Source organism: Serratia sp. BNK-10, from assembly GCF_047456065.1.
Taxonomy (GTDB): domain Bacteria; phylum Pseudomonadota; class Gammaproteobacteria; order Enterobacterales; family Enterobacteriaceae; genus Serratia; species Serratia ureilytica.
On sequence record NZ_CP179894.1, the window covers coordinates 4,761,568 to 4,787,429 of the forward strand.

Here is a 25,862-nt window from a genome sequence, read left to right on the forward strand (position 1 = left end):
CAGAGTCACGCCAATCGGTTATTTATTCTTTTTCTCGTTCAACGCGCGGATGCGTGAAGACAGAGAGAACAGGCGGATAAAGCCGCCCGCGTGGCTGTGATCGTAAACTTCGTCTTCTCCGAAGGTGGCGAACTCTTCGGAGTACAGGCTGTTGGCGGATTTTTTCTGGGTCGCCGTCACCTGGCCTTTGTACAGCTGCAGCACCACTTCACCGTTCACCTCTTCAGCCAATGCTTCGGCAGAGGCCTGCAGCGAGCGGCGCAGCGGCGCGAACCAGCGGCCGTCGTACACCACATAGGACATCTCCAGGCCCAGCTGCTCGCGCCATTTGAAGCTGTCGCGATCCAGCACCAGCTGCTCGATGGCGCGCAGCGCCGCCACCATGATGGTGCCCCCCGGGGTCTCATAGCAGCCGCGGGATTTGATGCCCACCAGACGGTTTTCCACGATGTCGATCCGGCCGACGCCGTGCTTGGCGCCCAGCGCGTTCAGGGTTTCCAGGCACTGGTACGGCGACAGCGCTTTACCGTTAACCGCCACGACGCGGCCTTTCTCGACGGTAACGGTCACCTGCTCAGGCTGGTCCGGCGCTTCCTGCGGATCGACGGTCCATACCCAGCAATCCTTGTTTGGCGCGTTCCACGGGCTTTCCAGCACGCCGCCTTCGGTGGAGATGTGCCAGGCGTTCTCATCGCGGCTGTAGATTTTCTCCAGCGATGCGGTGGTCGGGATATTGCGCTCTTTCAGGTAATCCAGCAGCGCTTCACGGGAACGCAGGTTCCACTCGCGCCACGGCGCTACCACTTTCAGCTGCGGCGCCAGCGCGGTGTAGGTGGTTTCGAAACGCACCTGATCGTTGCCTTTGCCGGTCGCGCCGTGGCACAGCGCGTCTGCGCCCACTTTCAACGCCAGCTCGACCTGCGCCTTGGCGATGATCGGCCGCGCCATCGAGGTGCCCAGCAGGTAGCTGCCCTCGTACAGGGCGCCGGTCTGCAGCACCGGATAAACGTAATCGCGGATAAATTCTTCACGCAGATCGACCACGTGACATTCAGAGGCACCGGACTGCAGGGCTTTTTGCTCCACGCCTTCCAGATCGCTGCGCTCCTGGCCGATGTCCGCCACGAACGCCACCACTTCACAGCCGCCGTAGTTCTCTTTCAGCCATGGAATGATGGCCGAGGTATCCAGGCCGCCGGAGTACGCCAGAACGATTTTTTTGATGCCTTGGTTTTGCATGATCTATTCCTTTCTAATTCTAAAATTAAGCGAGGATCCGGGTGCCAATCGACACGCCGTTAAACAAAGCAGGAAGCTGATCGGCATGGCGCCAGCTGGCGATATCCACCGGGCGGCCGAGGGTGCGGGCAGCGTCGAGCGCCGCATTCACCTTCACCACCATACCATCGGTGATGATGCCTTGCGCGATCAGTTGTTCCGCTTTTTGCGCCGTCATTTCCGCAATGCGTTGGCCCTTGCCGTCGAGGATGCCGCTGACGTCCGACAGCAGGATAAGGTCCGCCCCCAGCGTCGCCGCCAGCGCCGTCGCCGCCTGATCGGCGTTCACATTCATTAACTGCCCTTCGGCGGTGATGCCGATGGAGCTGACAACCGGCAGGTAGCCGGCGCCCAGCAGGGTATTGAGCAGCGCGGGCGAACCGGGCTGCGCGTTGCCGACGTGGCCCAATGCCGGATCGAGCGGGGTCACTACCGCGCTGCCGCCGTCCGCCAGGCTCAGGCCGACGGCGTTGATTTGGTGTTTAATCGCCCACGCCAGCAGCGTTTTGTTGGCGGTGCCGGCCAGCGCCCCGGTGATGATGTCGATCTGATCGGCCGGCGTGACCCGCAGGCCGTTCTTTTTCACCACCGGCAAAGCGAGCTGCTTCATCAGTTCGTCCACCACGCAGCCGCCGCCGTGCACGATCACCAGCGGGCGCTGGTGCTGCTGCCGATAGCTGTCCAACGCGGTAAACAGACGCTCCAGCGCTTCTTCACTGTCTAATAACACGCCACCTAACTTGATAATTAACGGGTTCATTGCTGTTTACTCACGCTGGTTTAAAGGAGTGATTGGGTTTCCGGGAAGCCGAAACGGATATTCAGGCATTGCACCGCCTGCGCCGCCGCGCCTTTCAGCAGATTGTCTTCCACCGCCACGGCGATCAGATGCTCGCCCTGCACCGCAAAACCGATGTCGCAGAACGGCAGCCCCACCACCGCTTTCAGCGCCGGCACGCCCTGGTCGTACAGCCGCACCAGCGGCTTGTCGTCATAGGCGGCATGATAGGCGGCCGCGACGTCCTGCGCGGTCACGCCGGCTTTCAGACGGCAGGTGATGGTTTCAAGGATGCCGCGCGGGAAATTGCCCAGGTGCGGCGTAAAGATGACCGGCACGCCGAGGTGCGCGGCGATCTCCGGCTGGTGCCGGTGAGTGAAAATACCGTATGGCTGCAGGCTCACTTCGCAGAAGCTGGTGGTCATGCTGGCCTTGCGCCCGGCGCCGCTAACGCCGCTGGTGGCGTTGATCACCGGCCACTGATCCAGATTCAGCAGCTGTTTTTCGATCAACGGTTTCAGCGCCAGCTGCGCCGCCGTAGGGTAACAGCCCGGCACCGCGATCAGCTGCGCCTGTTTAATCTTGTCGCTCTGCCACTCCGCCAGGCCGTACACCGCCTGCTCCAGCAGAGCACCATGCTGATGCTCGAAACCGTAGTACTGGCTATAAAAACCGGCGTCCTGCACGCGAAAGGCGCCGGACAGATCAAACACCACGCAGCCCGCCGCCAGGAAAGCCGGTGCGATATCGTGGCTGACTTCATGGGCGGTGGCGAGGAACACTACATCGATGCCCTGCGCCGCCTTGGCGACGTCGGTCAACGGCTGCAGCGGCAGATCGACGATGCCTTTCAACTGGGGATGGAGATCGGAAAGCAACTTTCCTGCATCTGCACTTTGCGCTGAAACCGCTAAAGCGGTTATGTTCATGTGTGGGTGGCGATTCAGGTAAGCCGTGAGCTCCGCTCCGGCGTAACCGCTGGCACCAACGATCAGCGTATTCAACATGTGGCCTTTCACCTTCTAAACTGACGTGCGGTCGCTTGCGACCCAGGTAACAGGGCTAGCCAGCGTTGTTGCGCCGTTCACCCACGGAGCCAGGCGTTGATGCTTTTATAAACATCCGGGCATCGGGTTCCCTTACGCTTCGGCTTACTGTATTTTTATTCAAAATAAATGCATGAATATTGATACTATCCTAACCTAAGGCTGTCAACAGTGAAGATGAAATTACCTCCATTTATTGAGCTGTACCGGGCGTTGATCGCCACTCCGTCAATCAGCGCCACCGATGCCGGCCTCGATCAGAGCAATGAGGCGTTAATCAACTTGTTGGCCGGATGGTTTGCCGACCTGGGCTTTCGCGTCGACGTACAGCCGGTGCCGGAGTCGCGCCACAAATTCAACCTGCTGGCCAGCATCGGCGAAGGCAGCGGCGGCCTGCTGCTGGCCGGCCACACCGATACGGTGCCTTACGACGAAGGCCGCTGGACGCGCGATCCCTTCACCCTGACCGAGCACGACAACAAGCTCTACGGGCTGGGCACCGCCGACATGAAAGGCTTCTTCGCCTTTATTCTGGATGCGGTGCGCGATATCGACGCGAGCAAGCTGACCAAGCCGTTGTACATTTTAGCCACCGCAGATGAAGAAACGACGATGGCCGGCGCGCGTTACTTCGCCGCCTCTACCGCCATTCGTCCGGATTTCGCCATCATCGGCGAGCCGACCTCGCTGCAGCCGGTGCGCGCACACAAGGGCCACATGGCCAACGCCATTCGCATCGTCGGCCAGTCCGGCCACTCCAGCGATCCGGCGCGCGGCGTCAACGCCATCGATCTGATGCACGAGTCCATTGGCCGCCTGATGGAGCTGCGCAAAACCCTGCAGGAGCGCTACAACAATCCGGCGTTCGCCGTGCCTTATCCCACCATGAACTTCGGCCATATCAGCGGCGGCGACGCGGCCAACCGCATCTGCGCCTGTTGCGAACTGCACCTGGATATCCGCCCGCTGCCCGGCATGACGCTCGACAACATCAACGAACTGATGCATCAGGCGCTGGAGCCAGTGAGCCAACGCTGGCCGGGCCGCCTGACCATCGAAGAGCTGCACGCGTCGGTGCCGGGCTACGAGTGCCCGACCGACCACCGCATGGTGGCGGTGATCGAGGAGCTGCTGGGCACCCGCACGCAGGTGGTCAACTACTGCACCGAAGCGCCGTTTGTGCAACAGGTATGCCCGACCCTGGTGCTCGGCCCCGGCTCCATCGATCAGGCCCACCAGCCGGACGAATACATCGACACCGCGTTTATCGAACCGACGCGCAACCTGTTGGGCCAGCTGGTCAATCACTTTTGCCGGCAATAAACCCGACATTTAACAGGGGAAATGCTTTATGCTTCCCCTAACTCAAAATAAGTAGAAAGCAGCGAAATAAGCCACGCTGATAACCCACGCGGCGTAATTAAATTTCAGAAAATGCGCCGATTTTGATGTTTTTTTGCTAAAAATAGTGTCAATTGACGATTGGACAGGAACGCGATGGGATCAGGCAGGCGGTCTGCGCCTGACGCGTGAAATTTATTTACAAGATAAAAATCATACATACAGAACTGGGTCAGGGGTTATATGAACGAACAATATTCGGCAATGCGCAGTAATGTCAGTATGCTCGGCAAATTGCTCGGCGATACCATCAAAGAAGCGCTGGGCGAGCATATTCTCGATCGCGTTGAGACCATCCGTAAGCTTTCCAAATCCTCACGCGCCGGCAACGAAGCGCATCGCCAGGAGCTGCTCTCCACCCTGCAGAACCTGTCCAACGACGAGCTGCTGCCGGTGGCGCGCGCCTTCAGCCAGTTCCTCAACCTGACCAACGTCGCCGAGCAGTATCACAGCATTTCGCCCAACGGCGAGGCCGCCAGCAACCCGGAAGCGCTGGCCCAACTGTTCAGCCGCCTCAAAGACAAAAAGCTCAGCGACAAAGAGCTGCAGCACGCGGTGTCACAACTCTCCATCGAGCTGGTGCTGACGGCGCACCCGACGGAGATTACCCGCCGCACCCTGATCCACAAGCTGGTGGAGGTCAACACCTGCCTCAGCCAGCTCGATCACAACGATCTGGCCGACTACGAGCGCAACAAGATCATGCGCCGCCTGCGCCAGCTGGTAGCCCAGTCGTGGCACACCGATGAAATTCGCAAACACCGCCCTTCCCCGATCGACGAAGCCAAATGGGGCTTTGCCGTCGTGGAAAACAGCCTGTGGGAAGGCGTGCCGGCGTTCCTGCGCGAATTCAACGAACAGCTGGAAAACTCCATCGATTACAGCCTGCCGGTAGAAGCGGTGCCGGTGCGCTTCACCTCCTGGATGGGCGGCGACCGCGACGGCAACCCGAACGTCACCGCCGAAATTACCCGCCATGTGCTGCTGCTCAGCCGCTGGAAAGCCTGCGACCTGTTTACCCGCGACATCCAGGTGCTGGTCTCCGAGCTGTCGATGACCGAGTGCACCCCTGAGCTGCGCGCCCGCGCCGGCGGCGATGAGGTGCAGGAGCCTTACCGCGAAATCATGAAGCAGCTGCGCAGCCAGCTGATGAGTTCCCAGGCTTATCTTGAAGGTCGCCTGAAGGGCGAGCGCGTGCTGAAACCGCACGACCTGCTGGTGAACAACGAGCAGCTGTGGGAGCCGCTGTATGCCTGCTACCAGTCGCTGCAGGCCTGCGGCATGGGCATCATCGCCAATGGTCAACTGCTGGATACCCTGCGCCGCGTGCGCTGCTTCGGCGTGCCGCTGGTGCGCATCGACGTGCGTCAGGAGAGCACCCGCCATACCGAAGCCATCGCCGAGCTGACCCGCTATCTGGGGCTGGGCGATTATGAAAGCTGGTCGGAAGCCGATAAACAGGCGTTCCTGATCCGCGAACTGAACTCCAAGCGCCCGCTGGTGCCGCTGAAATGGCAACCGAGCGCCGACACGCAGGAAGTGCTGGAAACCTGCAGGGTGATTGCCGAAGCGCCGCAGGGCTCGATCGCCGCCTATGTGATTTCGATGGCGCGCACGCCTTCCGACGTGCTGGCGGTGCACCTGCTGCTGAAAGAGGCCGGCTGCCCGTTCGCGCTGCCGGTCGCCCCGCTGTTCGAAACCCTCGACGACCTGAACAACGCCGACGACGTAATGACCCAGTTGCTGAACATCGACTGGTATCGCGGCTTCATCCAAGGCAAACAGATGGTGATGATCGGCTATTCCGACTCGGCGAAAGACGCCGGCGTGATGGCCGCTTCCTGGGCGCAGTACCGCGCGCAGGACGCGCTGATCAAAACCTGTGAAAAGGCCGGCGTGGCGCTGACGCTGTTCCACGGCCGCGGCGGTTCCATCGGCCGCGGCGGCGCTCCGGCGCATGCGGCGCTGCTGTCGCAGCCGCCGGGCAGCCTGAAGGGCGGCCTGCGCGTCACCGAACAGGGCGAGATGATCCGCTTCAAGTTCGGCCTGCCGGAAGTCACCATCAGCAGCCTGGCGCTGTATGCCGGCGCGATCCTCGAGGCCAACCTGCTGCCGCCGCCGGAACCGAAGAAAGAATGGCGGGCGCTGATGGACGACCTGTCCGAGACCTCCTGCCGAATGTATCGCGGCTACGTGCGTGAAAACCCGGACTTCGTGCCTTACTTCCGCGCGGCCACGCCGGAGCTGGAGCTGGGCAAACTGCCGCTGGGCTCACGCCCGGCCAAGCGCAAGCCGAACGGCGGCGTAGAGAGCCTGCGCGCCATTCCGTGGATCTTCGCCTGGACGCAGAACCGCCTGATGCTGCCGGCCTGGCTCGGCGCCGGCGCCGGATTGCAGGAAGCGGTGAAAGCCGGCAAACAGGCGGAGCTGGAGGCGATGTGTCGCGACTGGCCGTTCTTCTCCACCCGCATCGCCATGCTGGAAATGGTGTTCGCCAAAGCCGACCTGTGGCTGGCGGAATACTACGATCAGCGCCTGGTGGATAAATCGCTGTGGCCGCTGGGCCAACAGCTGCGCGATCAGCTGGAAAGCGACATCAAGGTGGTGCTGACCATCGCCAACGATGCGCACCTGATGGAAGACCTGCCGTGGATCGCCGAATCCATCGCGCTGCGCAACGTCTATACCGACCCGTTGAACGTCTTGCAGGCCGAATTGCTGCACCGTTCGCGCCAGCAGGAACAGCCGGACGCCCGCGTGGAGCAGGCGCTGATGGTCACCATCGCCGGCGTCGCCGCCGGGATGCGCAACACCGGCTAGTGAGCCTCATCGCGGCCCCGTTTATCGGGGCCGTTTTTTTATGTCTCCCCCACAAAAAAGGGCGCCGCGGTAAAGCGGCGCCCTTTTCAATGGAGCAAGCCCGTCAGGCGGCGGCCACCGGTCGCACGCCCAGCGTGTGGCAGATGGCATAGCTCATCTCGGCGCGGTTCAGGGTATAGAAGTGGAAATCTTTCACCCCTTCGCGGCTCAGGATCTTCACCATGTCCATGGCGATGTTGGCACCGACCATTTTGCGGGTCTCCGCATCGTCGTCCAGCCCTTCGAACATGCTGGTCATCCAGCTTGGCACCCGCACGTTGGTCATGGTGGCGAAGCGCTGCAGCTGCTTGAAGTTGGACACCGGCAGAATGCCCGGCACGATTTCCACGTCGATACCGGCGGCGACGCAGCGGTCGCGAAAGCGCAGGTAGCTCTCAACGTCGAAGAAGAACTGGGTAATCGCGCGAATGGCGCCGGCATCGATCTTGCGTTTCAGGTTAATCAAATCGGCCTGGGCGCTCTTCGCCTCCGGATGCACTTCCGGGTAAGCGGCGACGGAAATGTCGAAGTCACCCACGTCTTTCAGCAGCGCCACCAGATCGGTCGCGTACATTTCCGGCTTGCCGCCGCCCGGCGGCAGATCGCCGCGCAGCGCCACGATATGGCGGATGCCGCTGTTCCAGTAATCGGTCGCGATGTCGCGCAGCTGCGCCGGGCTGGCGTCGATGCAGGTCAGGTGCGGCGCCGCCTCCAGGCCGGTGCGTTCTTTGATCCCTTTGATGATGCTGTGGGTGCGATCGCGCTCGCCGGAATTGGCGCCGTAGGTGACGGAAACGAATTTAGGTTTGAGAATGCTCAGACGATCGATCGACTGCCACAGGGTCTCTTCCATCTCGCTGGTGCGTGGCGGGAAGAACTCGAATGATACGTTAATCTGGCCGTTCAACTCAGCCAGACTCTGATTCAGCGCTTCCCGCTGGTTTGCGTGGAAAAAACTCATACCCTGCTCACCTCTTATCGATCACTGTTTTTATTTCATCTTGATGAGCGTCTATACGTTTAGACGTCTAGATAGAAAATGCCGCATGTTGGCTAAAGAGTCAACAGGAAAATGAGGGGAATAAGATGATTAATCCTCACCCGCTCAACGAGGGAATTTCATGATCGCGACAAAGATAAGTATGGCAGGAAAAGCCAAGGGGCGCGGTGAGCCCGCGCCCGCAGAGGATTAAAGCAGCTGCGCCAATCGGTTAAGGTCTGACTGGATCGCGCCGGCGGTCACATCGCGGCCGGCACCCGGCCCGCGGATCACCAGCGGATTATCGCGATACCAGCGGCTTTCGATGGCAAACACGTTGTCGCACGGCAACAGCGAGGCCAGAGGATGCTCAGGGCGCACCGCCTCCACGCCGACCCGCGCCTTGCCGTTGGCGTCGAAACGCGCCACGTGGCGCAGCACCAGGCCCATTTCGCTGGCGGCCTCAAAGCGCTGTTGCATCTGCTGATTCAGCGCCTCACCGTTCTCGAAGAACTGATCGACGGAGCCCAGCTCGCACCCCGCCGGCACCAGCGACTCGACCCGCACCTGGTTCGGTTCGATGTCGTAGCCCGCCTCGCGCGCCAGGATCACCAGCTTGCGCATCACGTCCTGGCCGGAGAGATCGACCCGCGGATCCGGTTCGGTCAGCCCCTGCTGCCAGGCCTGATCCACCAGCTCGGTGAACGGCACCGTGCCGTCATACTGCAGGAACAGCCAGGAGAGCGTGCCGGAGAAGATGCCGCTGATCGCCAGAATGCTGTCGCCGCTGTCGCGCAGATCGCGCACCGTGTGGTTGACCGGCAGGCCGGCGCCGACGGTGGCGTTATACAGCCAGTGGCGGCCGGTTTTGGCGAAGGCGTCGCGTATTTGGCGATAGCTGTCGCTGCACGAGGCCCCCGCCAACTTGTTGGCGCTGATCACGTGGAAACCGTAGCTGGCGAAATCCAGATACTGCCCGGCCAGCTCTTCGCTGGCGGTCACGTCGAGCACCACCAGATCGTCGAACGGGTGCGCGCGCATCCACAGGAACAGCGATTCTTCATCCAGCTCCTGCGCTTCGTCCTCAAAGAATGCCAGCGCGCGGCTGGCATCCAGCCCGTCATAGTTCAGCAGGCTGCGGCGGCTGTCCACCACCCCCGCCAGGATAAATTCGAAGCCGCTGCGCGCGGAGATATTGGTCTGCTCACGGGCGAACAGCTCCAGCCAGCGCGACCCGATATTGCCCTTGCCGAACAGCACCAGACCGATGCGCTTCTCGGCGCGGAACAGGCTTTGGTGCAGCCCCTGGATCAGCAGCGCGGTCGGCCCCTGGCGCAATACCGCCACCAGGCTGATGCCATCTTCCGCCTGCCAGATAAACTCGACCGGCTGATCTTTCAGCTGCTGATAGAAACGGTGGCTGTGCAGCGGGTTCTTGCACACCCCGGCGCCGACCATCGCCACCAGCGCCAACCCTTCGCGCAGGCGCAGCTCGCCTGGCAGCACCGCGGCCTGCAGCGTCGCCAGCGCGCTGTTGACCACCTCGGAGGTGTAGCACAGCTGCACCAGGTTGCGGTCTGGGTGGATGCCCACCGCCAGCGGTTTGATCTGCGCGCGCTTGAGCACCAGATCCAACTCTTTCTGCGCCAGTTTGAAGTCATGCTGAGCGGCAACGTGCAGTTCAATCAGGCACACATCGTCGTGGCTGGTGACAATCTTGGCGCCGGTGCCGGAAGCCAATACGCGCTCAATGCGCGTCGAGCCCTGCTCCGGCTGATAGCTGCAGCGCAGCTGAAGATCGATATCGCTACCGGAGACCGGCTGCAGGGTACGGGTATGCAACACCGGCGCAGCCAGACGCGCCAGCTCGCTGGCTTCGTCCAGACGCAGCAGCGGCAGCAGGCAGGCGTCTTTCACCTTGCGCGGATCGGCGCTGTAAACCCCGGCCACGTCGCTCCAGATGGTGACGCGCGCAGCGCCGGCCAGCGCGCCGACCTGAGTGGCGGAGTAGTCGCTGCCGTTACGCCCCAACAGCACGGTTTCCCCGGCGTCGTTGCGCGAAATGAACCCGGTCACCACCAGGCGTTTACCCGGGTGTTGGGCCATCAATTGTTGCAGCAGCGGGTAAGAACGGCCTTCATCCACCTGCGGCTGTGCGGCGCGCTCGGCGCGCAGGAAGTCACGCGCATCCAGCCAGGCCGCCTGCATGTCCAGGTGGTTGAGCACCGCCGCCATCAGGCGCGCCGACCAAATCTCGCCGTGCCCGACCACTTCGGCGTAGCACACCTCGTCGACATTGCCGTCCAGCAGCGCCGCCAGGCGTTCCAGATCCTGAATAAACTCGGCGATCAGCGGCTCTGCGCTTTCCGGCGGCAACAGGCCGCTGATAAGATCGCTGTGATAACGACGTAACGCCTGCTGCACCTGGTGCGCAGACAGGCGATCGCTCTGGCTGAGCTTCAGCCAGTTGATCAACTGGTTGGTGGTACTGCCGGCGGCCGATACCACCATCATGTCGCCCGGCTGGCTGTATTCCGCCATAATCCCGGCCACACGCAGATAACACTTCACATCCGCCAGACTGCTGCCGCCAAACTTGTGCAGTTGACGCCCGCTCACCGGCCCTGCTACAGCAATTGCATTCATGCTTACCTCGTTGCCGCCGCCTGGAAAGCGCGTTCCAGATCGGCAATCAAATCTTCACTGTCTTCAATACCCACGGAAATGCGCAGCAGGCTCTCGGAGATGCCGGCCGCTGCCCGCGCCTCCGCCGCCATGCCGGCGTGAGTCATGGTCGCTGCATGCGAGATCAGGCTTTCTACGCCGCCCAACGATTCTGCCAGAGTAAACAGCTCAAGGGCAGAGAGAAAACGGCGCAGCACCGCTTCATCGCCGTCCAGTTCAAAACTCAGCATCGCGCCGAAACCGCGCTGCTGACGACGGGCGATCTCATGCCCCGGATTCTCCGGCAGGGAGGGATGATACAGCTTTTTCACCAGCGGTTGCTGCTGTAAATAGTCAACAATCGCTTCAGCGTTTTGTTGCGCCGCCTTGATGCGTGGCGACAACGTGCGCATGCCGCGCAGCAACAAATAGCTGTCGAACGCGCCACCGGTCACGCCGATGTTGTTCGCCCACCAGGCCAGCTCGACCGCCAGCTCAGGATCTTTGGCGATCACCGCGCCGGCCACCACGTCCGAATGCCCGTTCAGGTATTTGGTGCAAGAATGGACCACCAGATCGGCACCGAGTTCGATCGGCTGTTGCAGGGCCGGACTGAGGAACGTGTTGTCCACCACCGTCAACGCGCCCGCCGCGTGCGCGGCAGCGCAGATCGCCGCGATGTCCACCACCCGCAGCAGCGGATTGCTGGGGCTTTCTATCAACACCAGCTTCGGCTTTTGCGCCAGCGCCTGTTGCAGGGCGGCCTCATTGCCTTGATCGACGAACAGCACGCGATAAGCGCCGCGCTTGCTCAGGCTGTCGAATAACCGATAGCTGCCGCCGTAACAGTCGTGCGGCGCCACCAGCAGATCGCCGGGCTTCAGCAGTACGGTGGTCACCAGATGGATCGCCGACATCCCGCTGCCGGTCATCACCGCGCCGGCACCGCCTTCCAGCTCCGCCAACGCGCGCTGCACCACGTCGCGCGTCGGGTTGCCGCGGCGCGAGTAGTCATGAGCTCGGGGTTGATTGAAGTCGGTAAAGTTATAGGTGCTGGACAGATGAATCGGCGGGACAACGCAGCCGTACTGTTCGTCGTCGTTCAGGCCGCTGCGTACGGCAATCGTGGCTGGTTTACGCGTCATGGGCTCGCTCGGCTCTCGGTTCGGTGAATGAGGCCTAAAGAGTAATCGCAGGATTGATAGACGTCAATACATCTGGACATCTAAACTTCTTTGCGTATAGATTGAGCAATGACACAATACCCGCTAAAATTATGCCGATATGACATGACGATAAGATGTTAAGCGGCAATGCCTGGCCGAAGCGGGGCATTCAGTGACCCTGGTCGCGTAAAATTGACATTTATTTAGTGAGAACAGTGAAGATCGGGCATAATTGGCCGGTTTTTAGAATTTTGTAATTTTTCTGACAAAGTTAAGGTGTCCCATGGCTGAGTGGAACGGCGAGTATGTCAGCCCTTACGCTGAACACGGTAAAAAAAGCGAGCAAGTCAAAAAGATCACGGTATCCATTCCGCTGAAGGTCCTGAAAATCCTCACCGACGAACGGACCCGTCGCCAGGTGAACAACCTGCGCCACGCCACCAACAGCGAACTTCTGTGCGAAGCGTTTCTGCATGCCTTTACCGGCCAGCCGCTGCCGAACGATGAAGACCTGCGCAAAGAGCGCAGCGATGAAATCCCGGAAGCCGCAAAAGCGTTGATGCGCGAACTGGGTGTCGATCCCGATACCTGGGAATATTGAGAACCGCCCGGCGAACGCCGGCGGCAGAAAAGAAAAAAGGCGCCCAGGGCGCCTTTTTCATCGGTCGATAAGAAATCTTATTTCTTAGCGCCTGGTACGCTGAAACGCTTGTTGAAGCGGTCAACGCGGCCACCGGTAGCAACGTCACGCTGCTTGCCAGTGTAGAACGGGTGGCATGCGCCACAAACGTCCAGGTTCAGATCGTGGCCCACGGTGGAGCGGATCTTCATCACGTTACCGCAAGAGCAGTTAGCAGTAACTTCTTCGTATTTTGGGTGGATACCTTGTTTCATGGGAAACCTCAGTTAAGGCCGTGTCGCTATCCAGCCCTGTTTCGCCAGACACCACACGTGGTTGATAATAGAATTTTGGTATCGAATTATACCAAAGGCGGCAAATTATACAGCATTAGTCGGGGCGCGCAATCGGAACCGTACATTTGACGATGCGCCGTGTAAACTGATGCCCACTTTTTTTCAATTTGGATGAGATCATGCCCGTCGTACACGTTGCTTTGCCGGTCCCCCTCGCCCGCACCTTCGACTATCTGCTGCCGCCCGGCATGCAGCCGGTGGCCGGCGCGCGCGTGGGCGTGCCCTGGGGCAGGCAGCATGCAATCGGCATCGTCACCGGCTGCAGCGACACCAGCGAACTGCCGTTAGACAAGCTCAAACCGATCGACAGCGTGATCGACACAGAATCGCTGTTCTCCCCCAGCCTGTGGCGCATCCTGCGCTGGGCCAGCGATTACTACCACTATCCCATCGGCGAAGTGCTGTTCCACGCGCTGCCGATCCTGCTGCGCCAAGGCAAACCGGCCGAGGCCGCGCCGCTGTGGCAGTGGTTCGCCACCGAAGAGGGGCGCGCCACGCCGCCCGAAAGCCTGAAACGCGCGCCGAAACAGCAGCAGGCGCTGGCGGCGCTGCTGCAACGCCCGGTCTATCGCCATCAGGTCAGCCAGCTTGAGCTGACGGAAAGCGCCCTGCAGTCGCTGCGCGCCAAAGGGCTGATCGATCTGCGCGCTCAGGTCGCGGCCACGCAGGACTGGCGCCCCAACTTTGCGGTGCTCGGCGAGCGGCTGCGGCTGAATACCGAACAGGCTACCGCCGTCGGGGCGATCCGAAGCGAAGATGAGCAGTTTGCCGCCTGGCTGCTGGCCGGGGTCACCGGCTCCGGCAAGACCGAGGTGTATCTCAGCGTGCTGGAAAACGTGTTGGCCAAAGGCCGGCAGGCGCTGGTGCTGGTGCCGGAAATCGGCCTGACGCCGCAAACCATCGCCCGCTTTCGCGAGCGCTTCAACGCGCCGGTGGACGTGCTGCACTCCGGGCTGAACGACAGCGAACGGCTGGCGGTTTGGCTGCGCGCGCGCAGCGGCGAAGCCGCTATCGTCATCGGCACCCGCTCGGCGCTGTTCACGCCGTTCCGGCAACTGGGCGTTATCATCATCGACGAAGAGCACGACAGCTCTTATAAACAGCAGGAAGGCTGGCGCTACCACGCCCGCGATCTGGCGGTGTTCCGCGCCCGGGAAGAAGATATCCCGATGGTGATGGGCTCCGCCACGCCGGCACTGGAAACGCTGCACAACGTGCAGCTGGGCAAATATCGCCAGTTGAAGCTCACCCAGCGCGCGGGCAACGCCAAACCGGCGGCGCAGCATCTGATCGATCTGAAAGGGTTGCCGCTGAAGGTCGGCCTGTCGCAGCCGCTTTTGAAAAGCATGCAGCACCATTTAAAAGCCGGCAATCAGGTGATGCTGTTCCTCAACCGCCGCGGTTACGCCCCGGCGCTGCTGTGCCACGAGTGCGGCTGGATCGCCGAGTGCCAGCGCTGCGATCACTATTACACCTTCCACCAGCATCAGCGCCAGCTGCGCTGTCACCACTGCGACAGCCAGCGACCGGTGCCGCACCAATGCCCGCAGTGCGGCTCCACCCACCTGGTATCGGTCGGCGTCGGCACCGAACAGCTGGAACATGAGCTGGCGCCGCTGTTCCCCGACACGCCGATCACCCGCATCGATCGCGACACCACCAGCCGCAAAGGGTCGCTGGAGCAGCATCTGGCGGATATTCATCGCGGCGAAGCGCGCATTCTGATCGGCACGCAAATGCTGGCCAAGGGCCACCATTTTCCCGACGTCACGCTGGTGGCGTTGCTGGACGTGGACGGCGCGCTGTTCTCCGCCGACTTCCGCTCCGCCGAGCGTTTTGCTCAGCTCTATACCCAGGTCTCCGGGCGCGCGGGGCGAGCGGGCAAACAGGGTGAAGTGCTGCTGCAAACCCACCACCCGGAGCACCCGTTATTGCAGGTGCTACTGCAACAAGGTTACGACGCCTTCGCCAAACAGACGCTAGCGGAGCGCAACAGCGTGTTTCTACCGCCCTACACCAGCCACATCATCGTGCGCGCCGAAGATCACGATAACCAACAGGCCCCGCTGTTCCTGCAGCAGCTGCGCAATCTGTTGGAAGCCAGTCCGCTTAAGGACGATTCGCTGTGGGTGATGGGCCCGGTGCCGGCGCTGCAGTCCAAACGCGGCGGCCGTTTCCGCTGGCAGCTGCTGCTGCAGCATCCGACACGGCGCGTCCTGCAACAGCTGATGAAAAGCTCGCTGCCGCTGATCGGCACCCTGCCGCAAACGCGCAAGGTGAAATGGACGCTGGATGTCGATCCGATCGACAGCTGATCCCGGAAAAGTCCGATTTAGCTGCCGTCATGCAAACGTTTACCCTTTAAATTGCGAGTGAACGCTAAAAAACCTTCTCAGGTCACATTTTTTATGCAAATTAGGTAACAAAGGCGGGGCGTATTCTGTTTAGAATGTCTGCGAGGGCAAATTTTGTCGCCACATCGCAGCGCGACGGAGTGCTCGAACGCGAGTGGCGCTCAATGACAACAATCCCGCCACCGCATGCCGGACATTGTGAGCAAACAGCAGTAGTGGCGTCGGCATGGGGCTGACGCAAGGAGAAAGGCGTTGGAACACAAGAAAGAGTTATCCATGGCGACCATGAAAGACGTCGCCGAAATGGCGGGCGTTTCAACGGCTACCGTATCGCGTGCGCTGATGAATCCGGAAAAGGTGTCAACGCCAACGCGTCAGAAAGTGGAACAGGCCGTGCTGGCCGTGGGTTATTCTCCTCATGCTCTGTCACGCAATATCAAACGCAACGAATCTCGCACCATCCTGGTGATCGTGCCCGACATCTGCGATCCGTTTTTCGCGGATGTGATCCAGGGGATCGAACAGACCGCCGCCCAACAAGGCTATCTGGTGCTGATCGGCGACTGCGCGCAGCAGAACCAGCAAGAACGCACCTTCGTCAATCTGATCATCACCAAACAGATCGACGGCATGCTGCTGCTGGGCTCTAATCTACCGTTCGACGCCAGCAAGGAAGAGCAGCGCAACCTGCCGCCGATGGTGATGGCCAATGAGTTCGCGCCCGAGCTGGAACTGCCGACGGTGCATATCGACAACCTGACCGCCGCCTTTGAAGCCGTGCATTATTTGCATCAATTGGGGCACCGGCAGATCGCCTGCGTCGCCGGGCCGGAACAGATGCCGCTGAGCCATTATCGGCTGCAAGGTTATGTTCAAGCGCTACGCCGTAATGGCATTACCGTCGAAAGCAGCTATATTACCCGGGGTGATTTTACCTACGAAGCCGGCGCGCAAGCGCTGACCCAGTTGATGGCTCAGCCGAAACCGCCGACGGCGGTGTTCTGCCACAGCGACGTCATGGCGATCGGCGTGCTGTCCCAGGCGAAGAAAATGGGGCTGCGGGTACCGCAGGATCTGTCGATCGTCGGCTTTGACGACCTCAAGCTGGCGCAGTATTGCGATCCGCCGCTGACCACGGTGGCGCAGCCGCGCTTCCAGATCGGCCAGCAGGCGATGTTGTTGCTGTTGGAGCAGTTGAACGGCCAGACGGTGGCCAGCGGCTCCCGACTCTTGGACAGTGAATTGATTATCAGAGGCAGCACCGCTGCTCCGAAACGCTAGTCAAATATTTTAGGGTTCAGTAACATGACGGACTTATCCTCTCATCAGGACACAGCGGAATAATAGTGGCACAAAAAGACTATGTAAGCCGTGGGCGCGCAGCAGGAGCTAAGCGCAAAACCCCCAGCCGTAAAAAACGCAGTTCTCCGAAGGTTTCCAAAACCGTGCTGGCGTTAGCCGTCGCGTTGCTGGTTGTCTTTGTCGGTGGCCTCTATTTCATTACGCACAACAAGCCGGAAGACGCGCCGTTGTTGCCTGCGCACACCACTCGCCCAGGCAACGGCCTGCCGCCGAAGCCGGAAGAGCGCTGGCGCTATATCAAAGAGCTGGAAAACCGACAGATCGGCGTGCAAACCCCGACCGAACCGACGGCCGGCGGCGAGCTCAATTCCAAAACTCAGCTGACCGCCGAACAACGGCAACTGCTGGAGCAGATGCAGGCCGACATGCAACAGCGCCCGACGCAGCTGAATGAAGTGCCGTATAACGATCCGGGCCAGGCCAACGCGCGCGGCAACCGCCAGCAGCAGATGCAACAACCGCAAATGCAGCAGCAGCCGGTACAGCAACAGCAGCAGGTCACTCAGGCGCCGCGCAACCCGTTCAACAACGGAGCCACCACCGCGCCGGTGCAGCAGCACCAGCAGCCGAAGCAAGTCACCCCGCCGCCGGCGCAGGTGAAACAGCCTGAGCCGAAGCCGCAACCGAAGCCGGAGCCCAAACCGGAAGTGAAACAGGAAACGGCCAAGCAGGACACCAAACCGGAATCGAAACAGAAGTGGATGGTGCAATGCGGTTCGTTCCGCGCCACCGATCAGGCTGAATCCGTGCGTGCGCGCCTGGCGTTCGAGGGCATCGAGAGCCGCATCACCGCCGGTGGCGGTTGGAATCGCGTGGTGCTCGGCCCCTACAGCAGCCGCGCCGCAGCGGACAAAACCCTTTCGCGCCTAAAGGGCGTCGGCATGTCGAGTTGCATTCCCCTCTCCGTTGGGGGTTGAAAAGCGTCAATCCCCCCCCATCTATACTCTCAATATGCCTCGTAGCGTCTGCGAAAGCAGGCGCTGCGGGGACTTCTTTCCGTCTTTAACGAGGGTCTGCTCGTGACAACAATTGTAAGCGTACGCCGCAACGGCCAGGTCGTCATCGGTGGTGATGGCCAGGCAACCCTGGGTAATACGGTGATGAAGGGGAACGTCAAGAAAGTGCGTCGCCTGTATAACGACAAAGTGATCGCCGGTTTCGCCGGTGGCACCGCTGACGCCTTCACGCTGTTTGAACTGTTTGAACGCAAACTGGAAATGCATCAGGGCCACCTGGTGAAAGCCGCCGTCGAGCTGGCGAAAGACTGGCGCACCGACCGCATGCTGCGCAAGCTCGAAGCGCTGCTGGCGGTCGCCGATGAAACCGCCTCGCTGATCATCACCGGCAACGGCGATGTGGTGCAGCCGGAAAACGATCTGATCGCCATCGGCTCCGGCGGCCCGTACGCCCAGGCCGCCGCCCGCGCCATGTTGGAAAATACCGAGCTGAGCGCCCGCGACATCGTTGAGAAATCCCTCAACATCGCCGGCGACATCTGTATTTACACCAACCATTTCCACACCATTGAAGAATTGCCTTCCAAAGCGTAAGGATCGAATACCATGTCTGAAATGACCCCGCGCGAGATCGTCAGCGAACTGGACAGCTATATCATTGGCCAAAACAAGGCCAAACGCGCTGTCGCCATTGCCCTGCGCAACCGCTGGCGCCGGATGCAGCTCAACGAGATGCTGCGTCACGAAGTGACCCCGAAAAACATTCTGATGATCGGCCCGACCGGCGTCGGTAAAACCGAAATCGCCCGCCGTCTGGCGAAGCTGGCCAACGCGCCGTTCATCAAGGTTGAAGCCACCAAGTTCACCGAAGTGGGCTATGTGGGCAAAGAAGTGGACTCCATCATTCGCGATCTGACCGATGCCGCCATCAAAATGGTGCGCATGCAGTCGATCGAGAAAAACCGCACCCGTGCCGAAGAGTTGGCCGAAGAGCGCATTCTCGACGTGCTGATCCCGCCGGCCAAAAACAACTGGGGCCAGCCGGAAGAAGGCCAGGAACCGTCCGCCGCCCGCCAGGCATTCCGCAAGAAACTGCGCGAAGGCCAGCTGGATGACAAAGAGATCGAAATCGATCTGGCCGCCGCACCGATGGGCGTGGAAATCATGGCGCCTCCGGGCATGGAGGAGATGACCAACCAGCTGCAGTCGATGTTCCAGAACCTCGGCGGCCAAAAGCAAAAACCGCGCAAGCTGAAGATCAAAGAAGCCTTCAAGCTGCTGGTGGAAGAAGAAGCCGCCAAGCTGGTGAACCCGGAAGAGCTGAAAGAGCAGGCGATCGAAGCGGTTGAGCAGCACGGCATCGTGTTTATCGATGAGATCGACAAAATCTGTAAGCGCGGCGGCCAAAGCTCCGGCCCGGACGTTTCCCGCGAAGGCGTGCAGCGCGATCTGCTGCCGCTGGTGGAAGGCTGCACCGTGTCCACCAAGCACGGCATGGTGAAAACCGACCACATTCTGTTCATCGCTTCCGGCGCGTTCCAGACCGCCAATCCGTCGGATCTGATCCCGGAACTGCAGGGCCGTCTGCCGATCCGCGTTGAGCTGCAGGCGCTGACCACCGAAGACTTCGAGCGCATCCTGACCGAGCCGAGCGCGTCGCTGACCGAACAGTACAAAGCGCTGATGGGCACCGAAGGCGTCAATATCGAGTTCACCGCCGACGGCATCCGCCGCATCGCCGAAGCCGCGTGGCAGGTCAACGAAAGCACCGAGAACATCGGCGCGCGTCGTCTGCACACCGTGCTGGAGCGTCTGATGGAAGATATTTCCTACGATGCGAGTGAAATTAATGGCCAATCCATTACAATTGATGCGGATTACGTGCGCAGTCATCTGGATGAACTGGTGGCGGATGAAGATTTGAGTCGTTTTATCCTATAATCGCTCAATCATTGTCTTGTCAGTCATCTGTGTGGGAGGCATTGCCTCCCACAATTATTTCTAACGGACACCGCAACTTACTGACAGAAGCGAAACATGAGCTCATCAACCTCCACCACCCCGATTTCCGCCTGGCTCGAAAGTCTACGCCCCCGCACCCTGCCGTTGGCCTTTGCCTCCATCGTGGTCGGCTCGGCGATCGCCGCCTGGCACGGCAGCCTGAAACCTGAAGTGGCGCTGCTGGCGCTGGTGACCGCCGGTCTGCTGCAGATCCTCTCCAACCTGGCGAATGACTACGGCGATGCGGTTAAAGGCAGCGACAAAGAAGATCGCATCGGGCCGTTGCGCGGCATGCAAAAAGGCATGATCACCCAGGCGCAGATGAAACGGGCGCTGGTGGTGACGGTAGTGCTGATCGCCATCGCCGGCTGTTCGCTGATCGCCGTCGCCTGCGAGCAACCCAGCGACGTGGTGGGCTTCCTGGTGCTGGGCGGGCTGTCTATCGTGGCGGCCATCACCTACACCGTCGGCAACAAACCCTACGGGTATTTGGGGCTGGGCGACATCTCGGTGCTGGTGTTCTTCGGCTGGCTGAGCGTGGCCGGCACCTACTATTTGCAGACGCACACCTTCGACAGCGTCGTGATGCTACCGGCCACCGCCTGCGGCCTGCTGGCGACGGCGGTACTCAACATCAACAATCTGCGCGATATCGAAAGCGATCGCGAAAACGGCAAGAATACGCTGGCGGTGCGTCTCGGCCCGCACAAGGCGCGCATTTACCACGCCCTGCTGCTCGGCGGCGCGGTGCTGTGTTTCGCGCTGTTCACGCTGTTCAACCTCCACAGCCCGTGGGGTTGGCTGTTCGTGCTGGCGATCCCGCTGCTGGTGCGCCACGGCCTGCGCGTGCTGCGCGATCCGACGCCGGTCGGCATGCGGCCGATGCTGGAGCATATGGTCAAGGCGGCGTTGCTGGCCAATCTGCTGTTCGCCATCGGCGTGGCGCTCAGTTAAAAACTGATGATTTTGCCAACAGGGCGAATAAAGGGATATACTGAACATTCCTGCGGCAAACAGACGTAAAATCCTATGAAATACGATACTTCCGAACTTTGCGACATCTATCATGAAGAGGTGAACGTTGTTGAACCTCTGTTCTCCAATTTTGGCGGGCGTACTTCATTTGGCGGGCAGATCACCACGGTGAAATGCTTTGAGGATAACGGCCTGTTATTCGATCTGCTTGAAGAAAACGGTCGCGGCCGCGTGCTGTTGGTCGACGGCGGCGGTTCGGTACGCCGGGCGCTGATCAACGCCGAACTGGCGCGCCTGGCCGCCCAGAACGAATGGGAAGGCATCGTGGTGTACGGCGCGGTGCGCCAGGTGGACGATCTGGAAGAACTCGACATCGGCATTCAGGCGATGGCGGCGATCCCGGCGGGTGCCGTAAGCGAAGGCGTGGGCGAAAGCGATATCCGCGTCAACTTCGGCGGCGTCACCTTCTTCTCCGGCGACCACCTGTATGCCGACAACACCGGCATCATCCTCTCCGAAGACCCGCTCGACATCGAGTGATTTTCGGACATGAAAAAGGGCGCCTCAGGCGCCCTTTTCGTTGCTGCATGGCGTAAGGAATCAAACCTCTTCCATTTTGCCCAGCAGCGCGCGCAGGCGATCTTGCCATACGTGCTGTTCTTCTTTCAGCTGTTGGTTTTCGCGCACCAGCGCTTCGTGGTTGCCGGAGGCAGCCTGAACTTCCTGCGACAGAGAGTTGTTTTTGTCTTTCAGCTCTTCAATTTCCATCTGCAACAAGGTGATGGTATCAATCGCCTGCTGTACTTTTGCTTCCAGTTTCTCAAATACTTCAAATGACATGCTTCAGTCCCCTCATGATAGCAAGGCGTACATCTATAAGTAGCGGCCGCAACGTCGGCTGCAGCTACTGCGAATATTGCATCGCGCTCAGTGACGCGCGCCGTTACGGAAGGCGCGCCAGTCTCGATTCGTTAAAAACGATTGTAAGTAGCCAGTCTCCGCCTGTCTAGCAACATACCGGATCATCGCGCAGTCTGTTGCAATTTTCCTGCCCTCGCCATCAGTAAAAACTGAAAATCCCCGCAGCCGCCGCCGCGAGTTGTTAACGCCCCTCGCCAAACCACTGGTCAGATCACACTTTTATGGCTCAGAAAGAACACTGAACGACGCGAAATCGCTCAATTTTATGACACGCCACACACATTTTGATTTCGCTATTTCTCGTTTATGTTCGTTAACGATAAATTTACATCACGTCCTCATTCAATAATTGGACGAGATGAAAAAAACTGTGCCCATAGGTCAGATGTATACCTGGCTGAGCCTATAAACCAACAACCGCCGTTTTGCAGGACACCAACATTATGAGCCAAACCACCAGTCCGACATTAAAAGGCCAGTGCATCGCCGAGTTCCTCGGCACGGCGCTGCTGATCTTCTTTGGCGTAGGCTGCGTTGCCGCACTGAAACTGGCGGGCGCCAGCTTCGGCCAGTGGGAAATCAGCATCATTTGGGGCCTCGGCGTCGCCATGGCCATCTATCTGACCGCCGCCATTTCCGGCGCGCATCTCAACCCGGCGGTCACCCTCGCCCTGTGGCTGTTCGCCTGCTTCGACGGGCGCAAAGTGGTGCCTTACATCATTGCGCAGATCGCCGGCGCCTTCTGCGCCGCCGCCCTGGTCTACGGGCTGTACTACAACCTGTTCTTCGACTTCGAAGCGGCTCACCATATGGTGCGCGGCAGCAACGAAAGCCTTGAACTGGCCGGCATCTTCTCGACTTACCCTAACGCGCACATCTCCGTCGGCCAGGCCTTCCTGGTAGAAATGGTGATCGCTGCGATCCTGATGTGCCTGATCCTGGCGCTGACCGACGACGGCAACGGCATTCCGCGCGGCCCGCTGGCGCCGCTACTGATCGGTATTCTGATTGCCGTGATCGGCGCCTCCATGGGACCATTGACCGGCTTTGCGTTGAACCCGGCGCGTGACTTCGGGCCGAAACTGTTCGCCTACCTGGCCGGCTGGGGCAAAGTCGCCTTCACCGGCGCGCGCGACATCCCGTACTTCCTGGTGCCGATCTTCGCCCCTATCGTCGGCTGTGGCCTGGGCGCTTTCGGTTACCGCGCGCTGATTGGCCGCCACCTGCCGTGCGACGTCTGCGTGACGGAAGAAGAGCCCGACGCCAAGACCCAGCAGCGTAAAGCGTGATGGGTGCAGTTTTAAACGGTTAACAACAGCAGGATAATTACCATGACTGTAGAAAAAAAATACATTGTCGCACTCGACCAAGGGACCACCAGCTCACGCGCCGTCGTGCTCGATCACGACGCCAACATCGTTGCGGTATCGCAACGCGAATTCCCGCAGATCTATCCAAAGGCCGGCTGGGTTGAGCACGACCCGATGGAGATCTGGGCGTCGCAAAGCTCGACGCTGGTAGAAGTGCTGGCGAAGGCCGACATCAATTCCGATCAGATCGCCGGCATCGGCATCACCAACCAGCGCGAAACCACCATCGTCTGGGAAAAAGAGACCGGCAAGCCGGTCTACAACGCCATCGTCTGGCAGTGCCGCCGCACCGCCGACATCTGCGAGAAGCTCAAGCGCGACGGCCTGGAAGAGTACATCCGTCACAACACCGGCCTGGTGGTTGACCCCTACTTCTCCGGCACCAAGGTGAAATGGATCCTGGACAACGTCGAAGGCGCCCGCGAGCGCGCCAAGCGCGGCGAACTGCTGTTCGGCACCGTCGATACCTGGCTGGTGTGGAAGATGACCCAGGGGCGCGTACACGTCACCGATTACACCAATGCCTCACGCACCATGATGTTCAACATCCACGAGCTGGACTGGGACGAACGCATGCTGGAAGTGCTGGACATTCCGCGCGCCATGCTGCCGAAAGTCCGTCCTTCCTCCGAGGTATACGGCCAGACCAACATCGGCGGCAAGGGCGGCACGCGTATTCCTATCGCCGGTATCGCCGGCGACCAGCAAGCGGCATTGTACGGCCAGCTGTGCGTTCAACCGGGCATGGCGAAGAACACCTACGGCACCGGCTGCTTCCTGCTGATGAACACCGGCAAAGAAGCGGTGCGCTCGAAAAACGGTTTGCTGACCACCATCGCCTGCGGCCCGCGCGGCGAAGTGAACTATGCGCTGGAAGGCGCGGTGTTCATCGGCGGTGCGTCTATCCAGTGGCTGCGCGACGAGCTGAAACTGATCAGCGACGCCGCCGACTCCGAATATTTCGCCACCAAGGTGAAAGACAGCAACGGCGTCTATGTGGTGCCGGCCTTCACCGGCCTGGGCGCGCCCTACTGGGATCCGTATGCCCGCGGCGCCATCTTCGGCCTGACCCGCGGTGCCAACAGTAACCACATCATCCGCGCCACGCTGGAATCCATCGCCTTCCAGACGCGCGACGTGCTGGACGCCATGCAGGCCGACGCCAACACCCGCCTGCAATCGCTGCGCGTGGACGGCGGCGCGGTCGCCAACAACTTCCTGATGCAGTTCCAGTCCGATATCCTCGGCACCCGCGTAGAGCGCCCTGAAGTGCGTGAATCGACGGCGTTGGGCGCCGCGTTCCTGGCGGGCCTGGCCATCGGCTACTGGAACGATCTGGATGAAGTGAAGAGCAAAGCGGTGATTGAGCGTGAATTCCGCCCAAGCATCGAAACCACCGAACGCAACTACCGCTACAGCGGCTGGAAAAAAGCGGTGGCTCGCGCGCAGGCGTGGGAAGATCACGATTAAACCCAGCCTTGCCGTTACCCCCAAATTGCGCTGCCTGCGGGCGGCGCTTTTTTTTGCCCCGCCCCGCCGCCGCCGCGCTGTGATAGACTTTGCCGATATTTTCTTCCCTTTCTCACAGACAGGTTTGCCATGAAACGTGAATTAGCCATCGAATTTTCCCGCGTTACCGAAGCCGCCGCGCTGGCGGGCTACAAATGGCTGGGACGCGGCGACAAGAACGCCGCCGACGGCGCGGCGGTCCACGCCATGCGCATCATGCTCAACAAGGTGGATATCGATGGCCGCATCGTGATTGGCGAAGGCGAGATCGACGAAGCGCCGATGCTGTATATCGGCGAGCAGGTCGGCAGCGGCCAGGGCGACGCGGTCGACATCGCGGTCGATCCGATCGAGGGCACCCGCATGACCGCCATGGGCCAGTCCAACGCGCTGGCGGTCTTGGCGGTGGGCGATCGCGGCACCTTCCTGCACGCGCCGGACATGTATATGGAGAAGCTGGTGGTCGGCCCGGCGGCGCGCGGCGCCATCGATCTCAATCTGCCGCTGGCGGAGAACCTGCGGAACGTCGCCGCGCGGCTGGACAAACCCTTGTCACAGCTGACGGTCATCGTGTTGGCCAAACCGCGCCACGACGGCGTCATCGCGCAGATGCAGCAGTTGGGCGTGCGGGTGTTCGCCATTCCTGACGGCGACGTGGCGGCCTCCATTCTCACCTGCATGCCGGAAAGCGAAGTCGATGTGATGTACGGCATCGGCGGCGCGCCGGAAGGGGTGATCTCCGCCGCGGTGATCCGCGCGCTGGACGGCGACATGCAGGCGCGTTTGCTGGCGCGCCATGAAGTGAAAGGCGACAGCCCCGAGAACCGCCGCCTCGGCGAGCAGGAGCTGGCACGCTGCCGTGAGATGGGCATCGAGGCCGGTCAGGTCTTGCGCCTGGACCAGATGGCGCGCAACGACAACGTCATCTTCTCCGCTACCGGCATCACCAAGGGCGATTTGCTGGAGGGCATCAGCCGCAAGGGCAACATGGCCACGACCGAAACGTTACTGATCCGCGGCAAGTCGCGCACCCTTCGCCGTATCCGTTCAACCCACTATCTGGATCGCAAAGACCCGGCGCTGCACGAGTTTCTGCTGTAACGAAACAGGGCGCCGAATGGCGCCCTGATGATTGATGACAAACCTCATGCCCTTGCCGGGTTGGCAGAGAGCAGCGAATAGAAAACAAGGAAAATCAATTTATTGATTTTCGGCTGATCCCCGCAAAGGGGGGAAAAACCACGCTTTTTCTCCCCTTTGTCAACGGT

General features: G+C 60.6%; 21 protein-coding genes. 13 read left to right on the forward strand and 8 right to left on the reverse strand.

Translation table 11 applies throughout. From position 1 onward, the window contains the following. Positions 1-18 precede the first annotated feature (18 nt). From ACMGG9_RS22870 to argC, 3 genes are read right to left on the reverse strand one after another with little or no spacing between them, the layout of a single operon-like run. The gene (locus ACMGG9_RS22870) at positions 19-1,239 is read right to left on the reverse strand and encodes an argininosuccinate synthase (protein WP_004931061.1); all 1,221 of its coding nucleotides are present in this window, start codon (positions 1,237-1,239) and stop codon (positions 19-21) included. 25 nt (positions 1,240-1,264) lie between these two features. After that, on the reverse strand, positions 1,265-2,038 hold the full coding sequence (argB, locus tag ACMGG9_RS22875; protein WP_033645219.1) for an acetylglutamate kinase: 774 nt from the start codon (positions 2,036-2,038) through the stop codon (positions 1,265-1,267). A gap of 20 nt (positions 2,039-2,058) precedes the next feature. Further along, a complete protein-coding gene (gene argC / locus ACMGG9_RS22880) occupies positions 2,059-3,063 on the reverse strand; it encodes an N-acetyl-gamma-glutamyl-phosphate reductase (protein WP_025304655.1) in 1,005 nt (334 codons plus the stop codon). A 216-nt stretch (positions 3,064-3,279) separates the two neighbouring features. Here argC and argE point away from each other — a divergent pair, with 216 nt between their 5' ends. Beyond that, on the forward strand, positions 3,280-4,425 hold the full coding sequence (gene argE / locus ACMGG9_RS22885; RefSeq protein ID WP_414161741.1) for an acetylornithine deacetylase: 1,146 nt from the start codon (positions 3,280-3,282) through the stop codon (positions 4,423-4,425). A gap of 261 nt (positions 4,426-4,686) precedes the next feature. Continuing rightward, positions 4,687-7,323, forward strand: a complete 2,637-nt coding sequence (ppc, locus tag ACMGG9_RS22890) for a phosphoenolpyruvate carboxylase (RefSeq protein ID WP_004931070.1) — start codon at positions 4,687-4,689, stop codon at positions 7,321-7,323. A 103-nt stretch (positions 7,324-7,426) separates the two neighbouring features. On the opposite strand, the gene metF is transcribed toward ppc, so the two are convergent. The 3 genes from metF to metB form a co-directional block, all read right to left on the reverse strand. Further along, positions 7,427-8,323 carry a methylenetetrahydrofolate reductase gene (gene metF / locus ACMGG9_RS22895; RefSeq protein ID WP_414161742.1) on the reverse strand — a complete coding sequence of 299 codons (897 nt, stop codon included), beginning with the start codon at positions 8,321-8,323 and terminating at the stop codon, positions 7,427-7,429. A 228-nt stretch (positions 8,324-8,551) separates the two neighbouring features. Beyond that, positions 8,552-10,987 (reverse strand): bifunctional aspartate kinase/homoserine dehydrogenase II, encoded by a 2,436-nt coding sequence (locus tag ACMGG9_RS22900; protein ID WP_414161743.1) that lies wholly within the window; start codon positions 10,985-10,987, stop codon positions 8,552-8,554. 2 nt (positions 10,988-10,989) lie between these two features. Then, positions 10,990-12,150 carry a cystathionine gamma-synthase gene (gene metB, locus ACMGG9_RS22905; protein WP_033645215.1) on the reverse strand — a complete coding sequence of 387 codons (1,161 nt, stop codon included), beginning with the start codon at positions 12,148-12,150 and terminating at the stop codon, positions 10,990-10,992. Between the two features lie 304 nt (positions 12,151-12,454). On the opposite strand from metB, the gene metJ reads away from it, so the two are divergent. Then, positions 12,455-12,772: a met regulon transcriptional regulator MetJ gene (gene metJ, locus ACMGG9_RS22910; RefSeq protein ID WP_004931076.1), complete on the forward strand. Its 318-nt coding sequence runs from the start codon at positions 12,455-12,457 to the stop codon at positions 12,770-12,772. Positions 12,773-12,849: 77 nt separating this feature from the next. On the opposite strand, the gene rpmE is transcribed toward metJ, so the two are convergent. After that, a complete protein-coding gene (gene rpmE, locus ACMGG9_RS22915) occupies positions 12,850-13,065 on the reverse strand; it encodes a 50S ribosomal protein L31 (protein ID WP_004931078.1) in 216 nt (71 codons plus the stop codon). A 200-nt stretch (positions 13,066-13,265) separates the two neighbouring features. Here rpmE and priA point away from each other — a divergent pair, with 200 nt between their 5' ends. From priA to rraA, 7 genes are all read left to right on the forward strand, one after another. Further along, positions 13,266-15,461: a primosomal protein N' gene (gene priA, locus ACMGG9_RS22920; protein ID WP_414161744.1), complete on the forward strand. Its 2,196-nt coding sequence runs from the start codon at positions 13,266-13,268 to the stop codon at positions 15,459-15,461. A 291-nt stretch (positions 15,462-15,752) separates the two neighbouring features. Beyond that, a complete protein-coding gene (gene cytR, locus ACMGG9_RS22925) occupies positions 15,753-16,781 on the forward strand; it encodes a DNA-binding transcriptional regulator CytR (RefSeq protein ID WP_025304661.1) in 1,029 nt (342 codons plus the stop codon). Positions 16,782-16,846: 65 nt separating this feature from the next. Continuing rightward, complete coding sequence (gene ftsN, locus ACMGG9_RS22930) at positions 16,847-17,779, forward strand: cell division protein FtsN (protein WP_033645213.1); 933 nt, start codon at positions 16,847-16,849, stop codon at positions 17,777-17,779. Positions 17,780-17,881: 102 nt separating this feature from the next. Then, positions 17,882-18,412 carry an ATP-dependent protease subunit HslV gene (gene hslV, locus ACMGG9_RS22935; protein WP_004931085.1) on the forward strand — a complete coding sequence of 177 codons (531 nt, stop codon included), beginning with the start codon at positions 17,882-17,884 and terminating at the stop codon, positions 18,410-18,412. A 12-nt stretch (positions 18,413-18,424) separates the two neighbouring features. Continuing rightward, positions 18,425-19,759 (forward strand): HslU--HslV peptidase ATPase subunit, encoded by a 1,335-nt coding sequence (gene hslU / locus ACMGG9_RS22940; RefSeq protein ID WP_033645212.1) that lies wholly within the window; start codon positions 18,425-18,427, stop codon positions 19,757-19,759. Positions 19,760-19,855: 96 nt separating this feature from the next. Then, a complete protein-coding gene (locus tag ACMGG9_RS22945) occupies positions 19,856-20,773 on the forward strand; it encodes a 1,4-dihydroxy-2-naphthoate polyprenyltransferase (RefSeq protein ID WP_042785561.1) in 918 nt (305 codons plus the stop codon). A 75-nt stretch (positions 20,774-20,848) separates the two neighbouring features. Continuing rightward, entirely contained in the window at positions 20,849-21,334 is a 486-nt protein-coding gene (rraA, locus tag ACMGG9_RS22950) for a ribonuclease E activity regulator RraA (protein ID WP_004931090.1), read from the forward strand. Positions 21,335-21,394: 60 nt separating this feature from the next. Here the strand turns inward: rraA and zapB are convergent, their stop codons facing one another. Beyond that, positions 21,395-21,634, reverse strand: a complete 240-nt coding sequence (gene zapB, locus ACMGG9_RS22955; protein ID WP_004931092.1) for a septal ring assembly protein ZapB — start codon at positions 21,632-21,634, stop codon at positions 21,395-21,397. A 524-nt stretch (positions 21,635-22,158) separates the two neighbouring features. On the opposite strand from zapB, the gene ACMGG9_RS22960 reads away from it, so the two are divergent. The 3 genes from ACMGG9_RS22960 (at position 22,159) to glpX (ending at position 25,695) form a co-directional block, all read left to right on the forward strand. Continuing rightward, positions 22,159-23,004 carry an MIP/aquaporin family protein gene (locus ACMGG9_RS22960; protein ID WP_004931095.1) on the forward strand — a complete coding sequence of 282 codons (846 nt, stop codon included), beginning with the start codon at positions 22,159-22,161 and terminating at the stop codon, positions 23,002-23,004. A 42-nt stretch (positions 23,005-23,046) separates the two neighbouring features. After that, a complete protein-coding gene (gene glpK / locus ACMGG9_RS22965) occupies positions 23,047-24,555 on the forward strand; it encodes a glycerol kinase GlpK (RefSeq protein ID WP_025304664.1) in 1,509 nt (502 codons plus the stop codon). A gap of 129 nt (positions 24,556-24,684) precedes the next feature. Then, positions 24,685-25,695, forward strand: a complete 1,011-nt coding sequence (gene glpX, locus ACMGG9_RS22970; RefSeq protein WP_099784704.1) for a class II fructose-bisphosphatase — start codon at positions 24,685-24,687, stop codon at positions 25,693-25,695. Positions 25,696-25,862 lie beyond the last annotated feature (167 nt).